Source organism: Limnohabitans sp. TEGF003 (assembly GCF_055395455.1).
In genome coordinates, this window is record NZ_AP029225.1 from 2,522,124 (window position 1) to 2,541,293 (window position 19,170).

Genomic DNA, 19,170 nt, shown 5'->3' on the forward strand with positions numbered 1-19,170 from the left:
CACCATGACCATCGCCAACACATCCCCCAATGCAGCACCTGCAAACAACGCCGACAACGTCCTGATCGTCGGCTCCGGCTTCACCATCGAAGGTCAGGTTCAAGGCCAGGGCACCCTGCTGATCCATGGAACCGTCAAAGGCACCGTCACGGCCGATGTCGTCAAATTCAGCGAAACCGCGCTCGTGACAGGTCATGTTGAATGCCGACAACTGGACGTTGCAGGACAGCTGCATGGCAGCTTTGAGGCAGCGGACGTCGTGGTTCGCCAAAGCGGCGCCATCACCATCCAGGACAAGGCCATCAGCACCGGCACCTGTCTGGTGTCGGGTGCGGTGTCCGGTCAGCTCCGGGCCTCACAACTGAAAGTCGAACTCAGCGGCCACATCAGCGGCCACACCCACGCCGACCGCCTGGACGTGCATGGCCACATGCAAGGTGAACTGATTGCGGGCGACATGGTGGTGCGCAGCAGTGGCACCGTGGCCGGCAACGTGCGATATGGCAACCTGTCCATGGAGCGCGGCAGCGACGTGAGTGGCCAGCTCAAGCGAACGGACAACGATGCGACGCCAGCCGTTGATGTCAAAGAACCCGTGGTCATCCACTTGCCCGTCAACATCGTGCAGCAACTTCGCAAACAGCCCGACGATCTGAAGTTGAGCCTGGCCAACGGTGAGCCTTTGCCCTCCTGGATCTCGGTCGATCGGCAACACGCCTGGCTGGTCCTCGGTCAACCCGCCTATGACCAACTGGTGGCCAGTGGTCAGAGCATCTCGATCAAGTTGCAGGCCGGTACCGAAAACCTGGTCTTCAAGCTCCCACCCGAGGCTGCATGAGCATGCAAAGCGGTGCCCCAAGACATCACCTAGCGAACCTTCGCGGCGGCTTGATGGGCGCATGCCTGAGCCTATGCGCGCTGTTCGTCTGGGCCAGTGAACGCACCGTCGCCTCACCCGCAGAAGCCAACATCGCTGAACTGCAAAAAAGTCTGCAACGGGTCCACACCCGCATAGACCAACTGCGCCAGACCACCATGCAGACCGGCCGGACCCAGATCGACCAGGGTGAAACCATCCAGAGGCAGATTCGCGGCATTGAGCGCCAGCAAAGCCAACTGGACACGCAGCTGCACACCTTGGGCCAACAAAACCTGCAGCAGATCAGCGCCCTGCAAACCGCCAATCGCCAACAAACGATGGCGCTGTCGATGCTGACAGGCATCGTGGTTCTCCTGTTGCTGCTGCTGACCTTTGCCTGGCGCAACCGCCAAAGTCACCACGAAAAACCGTTGTCCATCGGGCGAGCCACAAACACAAGCCTGCCGCCCGCGCAAAGCAGCGCGACTGGAACAGCCGCTGAAACCGCTTTGCCAGCGCCGCCGACCGCCCACCCCAGCGAGATCCCGGGCGATACACCGTCGCCGACCCCAACGCCAACCGGGCCCCAGCTGGACAACCCGCCCTCCCCACAGCAAGCCACCGAGGCAAAGCCGGTACCCACCGCCCAAACCGTGGCCGAACCCACTGCACCGGCCGCCCCCTGGGCCAACCTTGTGGCTGCCGATCTTCACAGCACAGAACAAACCCTTGCCCAAGCGCGTGCCAGCTTCATGCAGCCCGCCCGCATCGATTCCTGAGAGTCCCCCATGCATTCCACACTCAACCGCGTTTTCAGAGTCATCTGGTGCAAAGTGCGCCTGGCATGGGTGGCCGTCAGCGAAGTCACCAGCGGCTGTGGCAAGGTTCAGTCCAGCACGCGTCGCGCCCAACGCGAAGCTGCGGGCGCGGTGCTGGCCAGCGCAGAAAACACGCGTGCCGTGTGGGACAACGACCACATGCGCCTGGTGCCGCTGGTGCAGCACCTCCCACTGGGTACCCGCCGCTGGATCGCGCAACGCATCGAACGCACTTTGCAGGCGCTCAACACCCCGCGCACCCTGCTGGCCTCGGCCATCGCCTCGGGCGGCGGCGTGATGGCCGCGCCCCCCGCCCCCAACCAGCTGCCCACGGGCGGACAAGTCAGCGCCGGTCAGGCCAGCATCAGCAAGGCGGGCGGCAACTTGGTCATCAACCAAAGCAGCGACCGCGCCGCCATCAACTGGCAAAGCTTCAACGTCGGCAAAGACGCCCATGTGCAGTTCCAGCAGCCCAGCGCAGCCAGCGTCACGCTCAACCGCGTCATGAGCAGCGACCCCAGCCAGATTTTTGGCCGCATCAGCGCCAACGGGCAGGTGGTGCTGACCAATCCGGCAGGCGTGTACTTTGGCCCCAGCGCCCGCGTGGACGTGGGCGGCCTGATCGCCACCACCCATGGCATCTCGGACGCCGACTTCATGGCCGGCAAAAACCGCTTTGAGCGCGACGGCAGCACGGGCAGCGTCATCAATGAGGGCGAAATCAAGGCCGCCTTGGGCGGCTACATCGCGCTGCTCGCACCCGAGGTGCGCAACCAGGGGGCCGTCATCGCGCAGATGGGCACGGTGGCTCTGGCATCCGGCGAAGCGGTTGACCTGAAGTTTGACAGCAACAACCGCCTGACCAGTCTGCGGGTCGACCCCAGCCAGATCCAGGCCCTGGTGGACAACCAGCACGCGGTGCAGGCGCCAGGCGGCCTGGTCATCATCAGTGCGCAGTCCATGGACCGGCTGGTGGGTGGGGTGGTCAAGAACAGCGGCAGCATTGAAGCCACCGGTCTGCAAAGCGAGGGCGGACGCATTGTGTTGTCGGCCAGCACCAAGGTGAACAACAGCGGCACCTTGAACGCCAGCAGCGCAAAAGGCCAGGGTGGCAGCATCAGTCTGCAAGGAGAACACATCCATCTGCAAGACGGCACACGCATCGACGCCAGTGGCACCACAGGCGGCGGCACTGTACGGGTGGGCGGCAACTGGCAAGGCAGCACGGATCCGCTGCTGCAAGCCACTGGCCAGTCCACGCAGGCCGCCACCACGGTGACCATGGAGCCGGGCGCCACCATCGACACCAGCGCCACACAGCAAGGCGATGGCGGCAAGGTGGTGCTGTGGAGCGATGTCAGCAAGGCCGACAGCCTGACCACAGCGCAAGGCACCGTGCTGGCCAAAGGCGGCGTGCTGGGCGGCAACGGCGGGCAGGTGGAAACCTCGGGCCACAACGTCAACATCGACGGCTTTGCGGTAGACACCCGCTCGGCCAGCGATGCGCTGGGCAAAACCGGCCTGTGGCTGATTGACCCCTACAACTACACCATTGGCAGCACGCAGGCCGCCACCATTGGCAGCGATCTGAACACCACAGATGTCACCATCACCACGGCCAGCAACGTCGCCGCTTATGGCTCCAGCGGCAACAGTGCCAACGCTGGCGACATCACCGTCAACAGCGACATCACCAAAACCGGCAGCGGCACCACCACCTTGACGCTGCTGGCTGCACAAGCTGTGGTCAACAACGCGACCATATCCGCCACAGGCACGGGCAAGCTCAATGTGGTCATGGTTTCCGAAACCGACGGGGGTACCTCGCGTGGCGTAGCGACCGGCAGCATCAGCACCAACGGCGGCCACGTCTGGATTGGTGGCGGTGCGCAGACCAGCCTGTGGAACGGACTGAGCGTGGGCAGCGGACCGGCTTATGGCGGCGGCGGCAACATGAACGCCATCGATGTCAGTGGCAACATCACCACCAACGGCGGTGACCTGTTCATGGCTGGCCACACCAAAGCTTCTCTAACGAGCTACGGCGATATTGCTGCCTACCAGGGCAACTACACCTTCAACACGGGCGCAGGCAACATCACCCTGCTGACGAAAAGCAGTGACTTTTTCTACAACACCCACAAGATCACGCTCAACACCACCGGCAAGCTGACGCTGGCCCCGCTCAGTGGGCAAGCCTACGCTCTGACGGACCTGACCTGGAACGGTACGCTCAGCAGCAACACTTTCACGGGTTCGTCTGATGTCACGGGTTTGATCATTCAGAATTTTCCCAGTCTGGGCGCCCTGACACTGGGCCATTACCAGGGTACAGGCGTTGCTGGCGACACAGCCTACGTCTCCAACTCCAGCAGCGGTGCAACCATCAATGGAGCCATCGGCATTTCAGGCCCCATCACCGTCTATGGCGGCGCCATTACCGTCAATGCCAACCTCAGCAGCACCAACAGCGGAGCGGGCGTTTTGCTCAAGGCCAGAGACGACATCCTGCAAACCGGAGCCTCTGTCACCACCAACGGCGGTCGGGTCATCTACTGGGCTGACAGCGATGCCAATGCCAGTGGCCGCATTGCGTTGACCAGTGGATCCTCGGTCAGCACCAGCGGCGGCGGCATCTGGATGGGCGGCGGTTTGGGCGGCGGCAGCTGGACACCCGCCATCGGCGCCGCAGCGGTGTCGGTAGGCAGCGGCGCTGCCCAAAGTTCGACCACTGCCGCCAACGGCATCTTGCTCGACACCGGCACCACCCTGAACGCCGGCACGGGCAACATCTGGCTCAACGGCAAAAGCAACTACACCGGTGGTCACTGGGGCATGGGTGTGCGTATCTATGCAGCAGGCAGCGGCAAAATCACCAGCCTGACGGGTACCAACATTGACATCACCGGCACCGGAACGGCCAGCAGCGGTTCCTGGATCGGCGCATACGGCGTGAACGTGCAAAGCGAAAGTTCGGCCACTACCAGCATCACGGCTAGCGGCACTCTGAACATCACCGGCACTGCGGGTGGCACCAACACATCAGGTGGTACCAACCATGGTGTGGCCTTCAGCGGATCTGGCAGCGCCAGCAGCGTCAGCGTTACCAGTGCCGGCGACATGATCATCACCGGCACGGGTGGCGGTAAAAGCGGTGCGGGCACCGATAACGACGGTATATCCCTGGGCTATGGATCAACGCTCAAGTCGGGCATTGGCAACATGACCTTGGTGGGCGTTGCAGGCCTGAACAGCTCCAGCGAAGGCATCACCTTCCAAAGCACCAGCAGCACCAACACCCTGGGCCATGTCAACAGCCAAAGCGGCAACATCACCCTGCGTGCAGACAGCCTGTACTTTGGCAGCACCAACACCAACCAGGTACTGACCCAGGGCACCCTGACGGTGGAACCTTACAGCCCGAGCTTCAGCAGCCCCTTGAGCTGGCCGATCAGCAATGTGAGCTTGAGCTTCATGACCGGCCTGACCCTGGGCAAGAGCGGCAACACGGCAGACATCACCATAGCCAGCAACACCAACATCAACGGCCCCATCAACATTTACGGTGGTGCAGTCACCCTGAACGGAGCCGTCTCCACCGGCAACACCACCACGGGCAACGTGCTCATCGAGACCACAGGTCTGGTGGGCACGGGCAACATCACACTGGCCAGCGGGCGCAACCTGACGGTCAAACAGTCGGGCGATTCGATTTACCAAGGCAGCATTTCAGGCAGCGGTGCCACGCTGACCAAAGCAGGTGCAGGTCGCTTGAACTTGATGGGCGAAAGTATCTACACCGGTGGCACCTTCCTGAACGCAGGCACCCTGGGGCTTTACACCAACACGGCGCTGGGCACTGGTGCCTTGACCATGGCAGGCGGCACCTCGCTGCTGCTGGGCCGCACGGTCACCGACATTGCCAACAGCATCACACTCAACGGGGCGGCCTCTATCAGTCTGGACGCCAATGTGGACTACCTGGTGGTGGCAGGAGGCGGTGCGGGTGGTGTTGCAGACGATTTCGCGCCGGGCGGCGGCGGTGGCGCTGGCGGCTTGTTGCAAGACAGCCTCGCACTTGGCGGAGCCAGCTATGCCGTGACAGTTGGCGCGGGAGGTGCAGCCGACACTACTCCCGCCAATGGAGGCGACTCCAGTCTGGGCAGTATCGCTGTAGCCATCGGTGGGGGTGCGGGCGGCAACAACCGCGCGAGCAGCGGGAGCAACGGTGGTAGCGGTGGTGGTGCCGGGGGACGTCAAGTAGCGGACACTGGCCGCACCGGGGGCCTGGGTACCCCGGGTCAAGGCTATGACGGCGGCAAAAACAAATCTGGAACGGGCTCATTTTCGTATGGCGGCGGCGGCGGCGGCGGTGCAGGTGGTGCTGGTTCATTCTCTGAAAATGGGTATGGCGCTGCCGGTGGCGCGGGCCTGGCCCTGGACATCACAGGCAGTACAGTGACCTACGCCAGTGGCGGTGCTGGCGGCAATTCCAACTCAGTTGGTACAGGTGCAAATGGGGCCGCCAACTTGGGAAATGGTGGTGCCGGGGGGTCAAGCAATGACACCAGTCTGAAATGGGGCGGTAGTGGTGGCTCGGGCATTGTGGTGGTGCGTTATTTGGGTGGCTTGGGCAGCAACACGGGTGGCACCGCCACATCGGGAAGCGGCACTGCAACGGGCTACACCGTGCACACTTTCACCAGCAGCGGCACCCTCTCATTGAGCTCGATCAGTGCTGCACTCAGAGGCAACATCAGTGGTGCCAACAACCTGACCTTGAACGCCACGGGTGGTGAAATCAAGCTGTCCGGCACCAACACCTACAGCGGAGGCACCACCATCAGCGGTGGCAGGGTGAAAGTGGGCGATGCAGGCACCACCGGCACCTTGGGCACCGGCAGCGTAGCCAACAACGGCTCCTTGTATTTGAACCGAACGGATGACTTCACTTTTGCCAATGCCATCAGTGGGACCGGCTCGCTGGCCAAAATGCAAAACAGCGTGGCCACCCTCACGGGCAACAACAGCTACAGTGGCTCGACCATCATCAGCAGCACGGGCGGCACGTTGCAGGTTGGCGATGGTGGCACCACCGGCTCGTTGGGCAGCGGCTCGGTGACCAACAACGCTGCACTGGTGTTCAATCGCTCGGACAACCTCACACAAACCGGTCTCATCAGCGGCACTGGCACATTGACCCAGCAGGGCACCGGCACTCTGACACTGACGGCGAACAACACCTACACCGGCACCAACACCATTGCCAACGGCGTGCTGGTGCTCGCCAACAACGCGCCCGCTCCAACGAACAAGACCTTCAACGGTACTGGGCAATTGCGCATCGAGCCGGCGACCGCCAGCAGCAGCTTCACGTCGGCGTTCTCTACATCGGGGTGGACTTTTGACACGAACCTGACCGGGCTGACCTTGGGCAAGGACGGCAACACCGCCGACATCACCATTGCCAACGCTGTCAGCATTGCCGGCCCCATCGGCATCTATGGCGGAAACATTGCCATCAACGCGGGTCTGGTGACCACCGCGTTCAACGACAGCAATGCCGTCATTACCCTGAAAGGTTCGGGCAATGTGACCGACGGTGCCAGCGGCTATGTGCAAGCAGGCTCTCAAACCACCTTGAGCCAAAGGACTGGTGGCCTGCTGCTCTTGGGCGGCAATGTGACGCTGGACAACAGCGCCAACAACGATGTCGGCACCTTGGCCGCCAGTGGCGTCAATGGCTTGACCTATCTGGACTACGGAGGACTTTTCATCAATACCGTTGGGACCACGCAAGGCGTGTCGGCCTCGGGCGTGGTGAACATTGGCACCAAGCTCTATTCCTTGGCCGTTGAAAAAAATGTGACAACCACCAACGCGAGTGCCAATGCGTTGACTCTGAACGCCAGTATCGACAGTGCTGTGGGGGCGGATCTCAGTTCCAATATCCTGATTCGGGGCACACCAGGCTACACCCCCACCATTTCAGTCGGCAGCGGCGGTGTGGGCAAGCTTTTCACCGGCGGCATCACCACAGACAGCCAACGGGTGTCTCAGCTCAGCAGCTTGAGCACAGGCCACTTCCGCTACAACGCGGACGAGACGACCAACTTTGCAACGGGCAGCTGGACACCACTGGGTGCAGGCATCAACGCCATCTACCGCGAGCGGCCCAGCGCCACGGTGACCGTGGCCAACAAATCCATGACGTACGGCGATGCATTGCCCACGCTCACGGGCAGCGTCAGTGGTGCAGTCAATGGCGACAGCGCCACCTACTCAGTGGTCAGCCGGCTCAATTCGAGCAGTGGCAACATCAGGTTTGGCAGTTACACCATCACTGAAAACGGCCTGACGGCGCTGGGCTACAACGTGACTTCAATCAGCCCAGGCACACTGAGTGTGGCGAAAAAAGATATTTCACTGACCGGTTTGCTGGTCAATGACAAAACCTACAACCGCAGCGCAACCGCGACTGTTTCCAGCTATGGATCGCTTTCGGGCGTGGTCACAGGCGATGCGGTTTCATTGATCACCAGCAGTGCCAGCGCGTCATTTGACAACTGGAATGCAGGTGCCAACAAGACGGTGACCGTGACCGGTCTGAGCCTGGCAGGCAAGACAACGCCAGTTGTGGCCGACGACTCCGCCAACTACACCCTCGTTAACCAGACAACCACCGCAACGATCAACAAGGCCGCACTCACATTGGCTGCGGTCACACAGACCAAGGAATACGACCGGACCACCGACTCCAGCGGAACCGTGGGGGTGACAGGTCTGGTAGCACTCGACAACATCACAGCGGGTACGCTGACACAGTCCTTTGACAGCAAGAATGTCATGGGCACCAATGGCTCGCTGCTGCGCGTCAACGGCGGCTATGTCATCAATGACGGCAACGGTGGCAACAACTACAGCGTCACCACCACCACCGCGAATGGCACGATCACGGCCAAGGCGCTGACCCTGTCAGGCGCCAGCGGCGTGAGCAAAACCTACGACGGCACCGCCAGTACAGCCAACCTGGTGCTGGACGGCACCAACACGGCTGCGGCAGCCATGGGCAGCCTGGACGGTGTGATCAGCGGCGATACCGTCACCACAACGGGTGCACCGGTGTTTGCCAGTGCCAATGTGGCGCGGGTAGGCAGCGTGGTGACCGGTGCGGTCACCACGCAGGCGATCCAACGGGGGACGGTGGCCTTGAGCGGCGCTGATGCCGGCAACTACAGCCTGAGCTGGACCAACGGCACTGGCACGATCAAGCCGGCCGTTTTGACTGTCGCCGCCAACAACGAAGCCAAGTTCGTGACCCAGGCCGATCCGACATTCACCGCGAGTTACAGCGGTTTTGTGAACGGCGAGACGGCCAGCACCCCTGGCGTACTCAGCGGCACATTGGCCGTGACGCGCTCGGCGAGCGGGCCGGATGGCAACACCTCTGGCAGCAACACCCTGGCAGGCACCTACACCGGTGCCATCACGGCCAGCGGCTTGTCTGCCAACAACTACGCGATCAGCTACAGCCCGGGCAACTTCACCATTGTGGGTTCGGATCAGCTGATCGTGCGCGCCAGCGGCACCAGCACCTATGGCAGTGCAGCGGTATACAACATCTCCTCTGCATCGTATTGGGACCCAACAGCCAACGCGGGTGCAGGTGCAGAAGTGGTACTGACCGGCATCACCGCCAACGGCAACAACAACTTCACCGTGCCTGACGGGGCCAGTGCCTCGGCCACCTTCACCCTGGCCCCGGCCAACGCACTGACTTCAGGCGCAGGTCAGCTCAAGGCAGGCAGCTACCAGCTGACCACCAGCGGTACTGTTACGGAAAACAGCGGTAATTTCAGCAATTCGCTCGTGGTGGTGGGCACGCACCAAGTCAACCAGGCCGCTTTGACGCCCGTGGTGAACACTGCGGCCAAGACCAAGACCTATGACGGCACCGCCGCCATGAACAGCCTGAGCATGGACCCCGGCGCCGCCGGGGTGCTGACCAACGATGGGGTTGTGCTGAGCGGCTCAGGCAGCTTCAGCGACAAAAACGTCAGTCGGAATGCGGGCGCACTGGCGGCCAACAAGTCCTACACCGTGTCTGGCATCGGCCTGAGCGGTGCCGATGCAGCCAACTATTACCTGTCCACCAGCAGCATCACCGGCAGCGATGGCCAGATCACACCCAAAACACTGACGGTGAGCTACACAGGGGTGGACAAGGTCTACAACGGCCTGACAGCCGCCACCGTGACAACCAGCGACGATCGCATCTCGGGTGACAACTTGAGCATTCTTCGCACAGCAAACTTCGTGAACAGCAGCAATGTGGCCGACAAGAATGTGGCCTACAGCGGCAGCACCGTCATTGCGAAAAACATCAGCATCACCGGCGCCAGTCTGGATGCCGCCGTGGGTGACGCCCTGAACTACACGTTGGCCAGCGCGACGGGCACGGCCAGCGCCAAAATCACCCCGGCCTCGCTGGTGATTTCGGGCATCGTGGGTGTCGACAAGACTTACGACAAGACCACGGATGCCAACCTCAGCACCACCGGCCTACAGGAAACCGGTCTGATTGTCGGCGATGCTGTCACCGTGACACCTACCGGCACTTTCGCCGACTACAACGCAGGCCTGGGCAAGACAGTGACGATCTCCAGCACATACGGCGGTGCGGACAAGGGCAACTACTCCATCACCGGACAAACCAGCACCAAGGCATCCATCAACAAGCGGCAGGTGTCTGTCTCGGCTGCGGGCGGAATCAGCAAGGTGTACGACGGCACCACCGAGATGAACGGTGTGAGCATCACCGTGGCGGCCGTCAACGGTGTGGCGGATTCAGGTGTGGTGAACGGTGACACAGTCGATGTATCAGGCACTGGCAGCTTCAGCTCAGCGAACGTGAGCCGCGATGCCGGTGGCAATGTCCTGGCCGATAAGTCTTACACCTTGGCCGACTTGCAATTGAGCGGCGCATCTGCCAACAACTACATGATTGTGGGCGGTGCCACCAGTATCACGGGCAGTGACGGTCGCATCGACCCCAAAACGCTCACCCTCACCGGCTTCACCGCAGACAACAAGGTCTACGACGGCAACAATGTGGCCACCATCCTCAACGCGGGCACCTTGACTGGCATCGTAGGCACGGATGCCGTGACCGTGAGCAACACTGGCGCCACCTTTGACAATCAAAACGCTGCCTCTGGCAAGACCGTGACCCTCAATGGCATCGCACTGGGCAGCACCGATGCGGGCAACTACACCATCGCTAACACCGCCACCAGCACGGCGAACATCACCGCCAAAACCCTGACGATCACGGGCCTGGCGGCCGACAACAAGTCCTACGACGGCACGACCGCGGTAACCATCAGCAGCTGGGGCTCGGTCAGCACCGGCATCACCGGTGAAGCCCTGACGCTCAACCACGGCAGCGCCAGCTTCGACAATGCCAACGCCGGCGATGGCAAGACCGTGACCGCCAGCGGCTACAGCCTGGCCAATGGCACCGGCGGTTTGGCCAGCAATTACCAGCTTGCATCTACCAGCGCGACCACCACGGCCGATGTGGCCAAAGCCGCCCTGAGCATCAGCACGAGCAACGTGACCAAAACCTACGACGGCGGAACCGCTGCTACCGGCACGGCCACAGTGGTGTCGGGCACGCTCTTCACCAACGTCAGCAACGGCAACGCCCAGGACAACATTTCAGGCGGAACTTTTGCCTTCACCGACAAAAACGCCGGTACGGGCAACAAGTCGGTTACCGTGACAGGCGTCACCGTCACCGACGGGAACAACGGCGGTAACTACGACGTCACTTACGTCAGCAACACCACCAGTACCATCCACAAGGCCCCCCTGACCGTCACGGGCACCACCGTCGCCAACAAGGTCTACGACGGCACCACCACGGCCACGCTCAGCGGGGGCATCCTGGTGGGGGTGGTGGGCACCGATGACATCACCTTGACGCAAGACGGCACCTTTGCAGACAAGAACGCCGGTACCGGCAAGATCGTCACGGCGGCAGACACGATTGGCGGCACGGATGTGGGCAATTACACGTTGACGCAGCCCACAGGCCTGAGCGCCAACATCACGCCCAAAGCCCTGACCATCAGCGGCCTGAGCTCTGCCAGCAAGGTCTACGACGGCACCACCACGGCGGTGGTCAACGGCACAGCCGTATTTGCCACCGAGGCCCCAGGCAGCGGCAGCATCAGTGACGGCAAGGCCTACAGCGGTGACACCGTGAGCCTGAGTGGCACAGCCACCGGCACCTTCAACAGCAAGGATGTCGCCAGCGCCGATCGTGTGAGCTTCACAGGCCTGAGCCTGACGGGTGCACAGGCCGGCAACTACACGCTGTCCCAGCACGCCGATGACACCGCCGCGCGCATCACCCCGGCCGCGCTGACGGTGACTGCCAACAACGATGCCAAGTTCATCTCGCAGGCAGACAGCGTCGGCTATGCGGGTGTGGGCTACAGTGGCTTTGTAAACGGTGAGGGCACCAGCGAGCTGGGCGGTACCCTGGCCGTGACACGCAGCAACGCTGCCACCAACGCCGCCGGCAGCTACAGCGGCGTGCTGCAGGCCAGTGGCCTGACGGCGGCCAATTACAACATCCAGTACGTCAACGGTGACTACAAGATCGTCGGCTCCAACGAGCTGCTGGTGCGGGTGAACAAGCTGACATCCACCTACGGCGCGGCGGCGCAGTACGCCATCGACGCGGTGGAGTACTTTGACGGCACCAACATCATCCGGCTGGACAACGGCAGCGTGGTGGGCAGCAGCGTGGCCATCAACCCCACCAACCAGGTGGTGGTGAACGACGGCGCCAACGGCACGGCCAGTTTCACCCTCAGCCCTGTGTCCGGCGTATCAAGCGGCGCCGGCAAGCTGACCGTGGGCAACTGGCAGCTGGGTACCAGCGGCACCGTCACCGAAAACAGCCAGAACTTCAACAACACCATCACCGTGGTGGGCAGCCACCAGGTCACGCCCAAGGCCGTGACCGCCTCGGCCACGGGGGTGAGCAAGGTCTATGACGGCAGCACCACCGTGACCAACGCCAGCCTGTCGCTGGCAGGCACAGAATCGGGCGATGTGCTGAGCGTGAGTGGCACGGGCACCTATGCCAGCAAGAACGCCGGCACCAGTTTGGGCTACAGCTTTGCCAGCGTCACATTGAGCGGCGATGACAAAGACAACTACTACCTTTTGGGAGGTAACAGCTTTACCGGCAGCAACGGCATCATCACACCCAAGACCGTGACCCTGTCGGCCAGCAAGACCTATGACGGCAGCACCAGCCTGACGGGCAGCCAGGTGAGCATCGGCGGCCTGATCAACAGCGAAACCCTGAGCTACACCGGCGCCACCGCCAGCGACGCGCATGTGGCCACCCAGGGCAAATACATCAGTGCCATCACGTTGGCCAACGCCACCGACGGCTCGGGCGGTCTGGCGGCCAACTACCAGCTGCCTACACTGGACGCCAGCGATGCAGCCGTCACCATCAGCGCCCGCACGCTGACGCCCACCCTCAGCAACACCGGGGTGAACAAGGTGTACGACGGCACCACCAGTGCGCCCGCCGGTCTGGTGCCGACGTATACCTTCAGCGGCCTGGCCAGTGGTGACACAGCGGCCAGCATGGCGTACGCCAGCGCGCTCTACAACAATGCCAACGTGGCCAGCGCCAATGCCATCGCCTTGTCGGGCCTGCGCATTGACGCGATCACTGGCAGCAACGGTTCGCAGGCCTCGGACTATGTGCTGGACGCCACCACCAAGTCGGTGGCAGCCACCATCAGCAAGGCGGGTCTGACGGTGCGTGCCAACAACGATGCACGCTTCCTTTCGCAAAGCGACTCAACCACCGGCTATACCGGCGTCACCTACAGTGGTTTCGTCAATGGCGAGTCCAGCAGCGTGCTGGGCGGCACCCTGGGCGTGACGCGCACCAATGCCAGCACCAGCACTGCGGGCATTTACAACAATGTGCTGCAGGCCAACGGCCTGACGGCAGACAACTACAACCTGAACTACGTCAACGGCAACTACACCATTGTCGGCTCCAACCAGCTGCTGGTGCGGGTGGCCAATGCGAGTGACACCTATGGCACAGCCACGCAATATGCGCTGAGCAGTGTGCAGTACGAAGCCGGCGGCACCGTGTACACACTGGGCACCGGCGGCAACGTGGCGGGCAGCAGCGTGGCCATCAACAGCAACGCGGTGAGTATCAGCGACGGCTCGTCGGGCACGGCCAGCTTCACGCTGGCGCCTCTGTCTGCCGCCACCAGCACGGCGGGCAAACTCAAGGTGGGCAACTACCAGCTGGGCACCAGCGGTCTGGTCACAGAAAACAGCGCCAACTTCAGCGACACTGTCACGGTGGTGGGCAGCCACCAGGTCAATGCCAAGGCGGTCACCGCGTCCGCAACAGGCGTCAGCAAGGTCTACGACGGCAACACCACGGTCACCAACGGCACGCTGGTGCTGACCGGCAAAGAGTCAGGCACGACGGGGCAAAGCGATGACCTGAGTGTCAGCGGCATCGGCAGCTACGCCAGCAAGAACGCTGGCACCACCGCTTACACCTACGCCAACGTGGCGCTCTCCGGCACAGATGTTGGCAACTATTACCTGGCCGGCGGAAACAGCTTCACGGGCAACGATGGCGCCATCACGGCCAAGCCCTTGACCGCCAGCTACAGCGCCAGCAACAAGGTGTATGACCAATCCACCAACGCCAGCGTGGCCGGCAGCTCCAATGACATCGTGGCAGGCGATGTGGTGACCCTGACCCAGACGAGCGCGTCGTTTGCCAACAAAAATGTCGGGGCCGGCAAGTCGGTCACCGTGAGCGGCGTTGCGCTCACTGGCACCGACAAGGACAACTACAGCCTGCAAAACACCACGGCCACCACCACCGCCAGCATCACCCCCAAGGCCATCACGGTCAGCGGCATCACAGCGGCCAGCAAGGTCTATGACGGCGGCACCAGCGCAGCCGTGGATGCTTCGAATGCATCAGGCTGGATCAGCGGCGATCAGGTCACGGTCAACGCCACCGGCGCGTTTGACACACGACACATCGGCACGGGCAAGACCGTCAGCCTGAGCAGCAGCTACAGCGGTGACGATGCCGGGAACTACACCTTCACCGACCAGGCCACCGCCACGGCCAATGTGACCGCCAAGGCAGTGACCTTGAACCTGGCGCCGGTCTCCAAGGTCTACGACGGCCAGACCGCCTACAGCGCCAGCGCCGCTGAACGGCAAACACTGGGCACCCAGCTGGTGGGCGGGGACACCGTCACCACAGCCCTGGTTAACTTTGACAACAAGAACGTCGGCACAGGCAAAACCGCCACGCTCAGCTCGGTCACCGTGGACGACGGCAACGGCGGACGCAACTACAGCGTCACGCTGGGCTCAAACAACAGCAGCGCGATCACCCGTCTGAACTCGGTAACCTGGGTGGGCGGCAGCACCGGCAACTGGTTCGACCCAGCCAACTGGGCAGGCGGCGCAGTGCCCGATCTGGCCAACGTGGCCAACGTGCTGATCCCTGCTGGCACGACCGTCAGCTTTGACACGGCAGGGGCCAAGCCACCGGCGGTGGCCACTTCAGCGGTGAACATCGACAGCCTGGGCAATGCCGGAGCGTTGAGCCAGACCAACGGTACCTTGCAGGTTGCGGGGGCCGTGACCCTGGCAGCGTATGCGCAGACCGGTGGCAGCCTGGCAGTGGGCGGCGACCTGACCGTCAATGACGGCTTCAGCCAGAGCGGCAATGGCAGCGTGGCGGTGCAAGGCAAGGCCGACATCGCCAGCAGCAACGCGGTGCAACTAGGCCAATTCAGCACTGGTGGTGATCTGTCGGTCACGGCCCGCAGTCTGGCCTTTGGCACCACCACGGTGAACGGCAACCTGGTCAGCCGAACCACGGGCAGCGCCACAGATGGCGGCGTGAGCCAGACGGGCGAACTGGTCGTCCAGGGCAACGCCGACTTCGTGGCCGACTCCGGTGCCAGCCAAACGGCCAACCTGACACTGTCCAACGACTTCCAGGGCGTGGTCTCGTTCACCAAGGCCAATGGCGGCAGCTGGCAGCAGGTCAAGGTCACCGACCGCAACGACTTCAAGCCAGGCAACTTCGACATCGACGGTGACCTGTATCTGGATGCTGGCGGTGACATCATTCAGGACCACAGCAACGGTAAAAAAATTGTGGTGGGTGGTGACACCCACATCAAGGCAAATGGCGACGTGGTCTTGGACGGCCAGAACAACAAACTGAGCAAAGGCGTCACCGTCACAGCCCGCAGCGTCAAGATTGTGGGTGACTCACGCAAGGCCGCAGGCGATGCCGAATCCACCGTCCGGGGCAGCCTGCCCGTCAGCACGTTGCCGGGCGTTGGACTCTCAAGCGCCAACGCTCCGCCACCACTGGTGCTTGTCTCCTCTTCTTCGACCAGCTCTTCGAGCAGTCCAGCCGCTGCAAGCGGCCCAGCGGGTGCCAACAGCGCAGGCGTGACGGTCGATCTGCAAGGCCAAGGCCAGCAAGACACTCCATTGATGGTGGCCGTTTCCCTGCCCAAGGGCATGTCCACTGTCGGCACTGGTTTCAGCTTCGAGATGCCCGAATCGGTCAAGGGCATGGCAGGCGCTGACGGCCAAATCCGCATCACCCAAGCGAACGGCAGCCCCCTGCCCGCTTGGCTGAAGTTTGATCCGCAACAAATGCGCTTTGAAGCCAGCGCTGTGCCTGACAACGCTCTGCCCATGCAACTGGTGGTCGTGGTGGGTGGCCAGCGCGTCGCGGTGGTGGTTTCGGAGCGGACAGAATAAGCATCTATGCGCATGTCATGTCGACGACTATGGCAAATGGTGACGGGTCTGGGCTTGCTTCTGGGCTTGGCCACCATGACATTGGCACAGCCGAACGACCTGGTGATCCAGCGCGGCTTGTGGATCGACACAGGCGCTCAAGCCACTTTTGATGAAGCGCGACAGCAAAATTACACCCCTTTTCAGGCAGTTCTGAGCCGGGGTTATTCGGACGCGGCGCACTGGGTTCGTCTGACCATCGCGGCCAGCGATCAGCCGCTGGGCCTGCGCATCACACCAGCATGGCTGGACAGCATCACCCTTTACGACCCTGCGCATTCCGACACCCCTGTCACCGTCGGTGATCGCCATGCTGCGCGGCGCAATGCCCTGCCCGGTCTCGGCCTTTCGTTTGAATTGCCGCCCAACCCCAACCCGCGTGATGTCTGGCTGAGGCTACAGACCACCAGCACACACTGGCTCAATGCAGAAGTCCTGCCCATGGCGCAGGTTCCCCAAACGAGCAGTCGGCAAATCATCTGGTCTGCGCTGTACGCCGCTTTGCTGCTGCTTATCCTTTTTGTGCTGCTGGTCATCTGGTGGGGACAGCGCGACCGGGTTCTGGGTGCCTATCTGATGCGGCATGCCCTGTTCACATGGTATGGCGCAGCCTATCTGGGCTTGCCCACGTTGATGTTCTCAGACTGGATGTCTGCAGCGGTTCTGGACCAGGCTTTTTCGTTCAGTGCCGTCATGCTGCTGCCCCTGAGCGTGCGATTCGATTTGGCCTTTCTGTCCAGTTACCGACCACGCAAAATCTGGCTGCGACTGCTCGCCCTGATCGGCTGGCTAGGCATAGGCGTGGTGCTGGTCCTGCTGACAGGTCACACACGGCTGGCCCTGCAACTGAACGCCTATGCCCTCATGCTGGGCATGACCGTTTTATTCCTCACCGCCCTGTCCTGTCCGTCAACCACCACCGCCGAACAGATCATGCCCAAGAGGGTCATGGTCGCTTATTACGCACTGATCTTCAGCAGCCTGCTCATTGGCCTGGTCAATGTGCTGGGCTGGCTCGAACCGAAAGCTTGGAGCCTTTACACCCTGAATGTGCATGGCCTGATCTCAGGCCTGATGATGACCGCCATCCTGTTTGTGCGTGCCCAGCGTCTGGCCAGGCAGAGCCAGCAAGTCAGCTGGCAACTGCAAAAATCGCAACAAGACATGGAGCTGGAGCAACACCGCCGGGAAGAGCAAACAAGGTTTTTGCACATGCTGACCCACGAACTCAAAACCCCACTCGGTGTGGCGCGCATGAGTCTGGGCGCATCCAGAATGATCGGGCCACAGCGCGAAAGGATCGAGCGGGCTCTGACCAACATCAATGCCATCGTGGACCGCTGCCGCATCACCGACCAGCTTGAACACCAGCAGCTTTTGCCGAAAACCACGCCCTGTAGCCTGACCACGGTGGTCGACGAATGCATTGCCGCAAGCACCGCCCCGGAGCGTGTCAAGGTCTCTGCGCGCCAGCCGGCGCGTGTGCAGTCCGATGCGCAATTGCTGTCGATCTGCCTGGCCAACCTGATCGACAACGCCCTCAAGTATTCAGCCCCCGAGACCATGGTGGACATCCGCATCGAGTCTGCGACATCTCACAGCGGCATGGCCGGTGTGCAAGTGTGTGTGCGCAACGTGGCCGGCGCTGCAGGCCTGCCCGATGCTGCGCAAGTCTTTGCCAAGTATTACCGCAGCCCCGGTGCCCTGAGCAAGAGCGGTTCCGGTCTGGGGCTTTACCTGACCCACAGCATTGCCGAACTGCTGGGGGCCAGGTTGTCGTACCAAACCAATGCTGACCAAGTGGAGTTTGTCCTATGGATGCCCATGCCCAACTGAACATCGTGGTGGTGGAAGACAACGACGATCTGCGCGAAGCCACCGTCGAAGCGCTGATGCTGGAAGGTCACAAGGTGACAGGCCTCGATTGTGCCGAGGCCCTGCCTGAGCAGGCCTCGTGGCAGGCGATTGACCTGATGGTGGTGGACCTCAATCTGCCGGGGGAAGACGGTCTGGCACTGACACGGCGCGTGCGCGCAATGCAACCCGGGATTGGCATCATCATGGTGACCGCCCGGGATTTGCCAAGCGACAAACAACGAGGCTATGCCACGGGCGCAGACATTTACATACCCAAGCCGGCCGCGCTGGAAGAGCTGAGCTCTGCCATTCAGGCGCTGGCACGACGACTCAATCCCCAGAGCCAGGAAATCACAAGTGCAACGCTGGACACGGCACGCCATATGTTGCAATGCAACGCGCTGCAAGCCGTCCAGTTGAGCCCGCAAGAAGCCGCCTTGCTCACCGCCTTCTGCCGTGTGGCCGATTGCCGTATCGAAACCTGGCAGCTCATCGAAGTGCTCGAGAAAGACCGAGCCGAAGACCCCAAAGCGGCGCTGGAAATCCTGATCGTGCGGCTACGCAAAAAGCTGCAACAGGCAGGCTGCTGCCAAGTCACCATCAAGGCCATCCGCAACTGGGGCTACCAAATGACGGGCCATCTGCTGCTAGTCTGAGCAGTCCCAGGCGTATCCCTCCTAATTCTTGAAAAATTTTTCTTCGACAAATCATCAA

The 19,170-nt window shown here is 62.1% G+C and carries 5 protein-coding genes; all 5 read left to right on the plus strand.

Annotation, left to right across the window (positions count from 1 at the left end):
- Nucleotides 1-4 precede the first annotated feature (4 nt).
- The 5 genes from ACZ5RT_RS12085 to ACZ5RT_RS12105 all read left to right on the plus strand — a co-directional run bounded on the left by ACZ5RT_RS12085 (nt 5) and on the right by ACZ5RT_RS12105 (nt 19,112).
- Nucleotides 5-838, plus strand: a complete 834-nt coding sequence (locus ACZ5RT_RS12085; protein ID WP_464452621.1) for a polymer-forming cytoskeletal protein — start codon at nt 5-7, stop codon at nt 836-838.
- Nucleotides 835-1,638, plus strand: a complete 804-nt coding sequence (locus ACZ5RT_RS12090; protein WP_464452622.1) for a hypothetical protein — start codon at nt 835-837, stop codon at nt 1,636-1,638. Before ACZ5RT_RS12085 ends, ACZ5RT_RS12090 begins: the two co-directional genes overlap by 4 nt.
- 9 nt (nt 1,639-1,647) lie before the next feature.
- Nucleotides 1,648-16,560 carry a YDG domain-containing protein gene (locus tag ACZ5RT_RS12095; RefSeq protein WP_464452623.1) on the plus strand — a complete coding sequence of 4,971 codons (14,913 nt, stop codon included), beginning with the start codon at nt 1,648-1,650 and terminating at the stop codon, nt 16,558-16,560.
- Nucleotides 16,561-16,635: 75 nt separating this feature from the next.
- The gene (locus ACZ5RT_RS12100; protein ID WP_464452624.1) at nt 16,636-18,435 is read left to right on the plus strand and encodes a sensor histidine kinase; all 1,800 of its coding nucleotides are present in this window, start codon (nt 16,636-16,638) and stop codon (nt 18,433-18,435) included.
- A complete protein-coding gene (locus ACZ5RT_RS12105; RefSeq protein ID WP_464452625.1) occupies nt 18,414-19,112 on the plus strand; it encodes a response regulator transcription factor in 699 nt (232 codons plus the stop codon). The genes ACZ5RT_RS12100 and ACZ5RT_RS12105 overlap by 22 nt, the downstream gene beginning before the upstream one ends.
- The last annotated feature ends 58 nt before the right edge of the window (nt 19,113-19,170 follow it).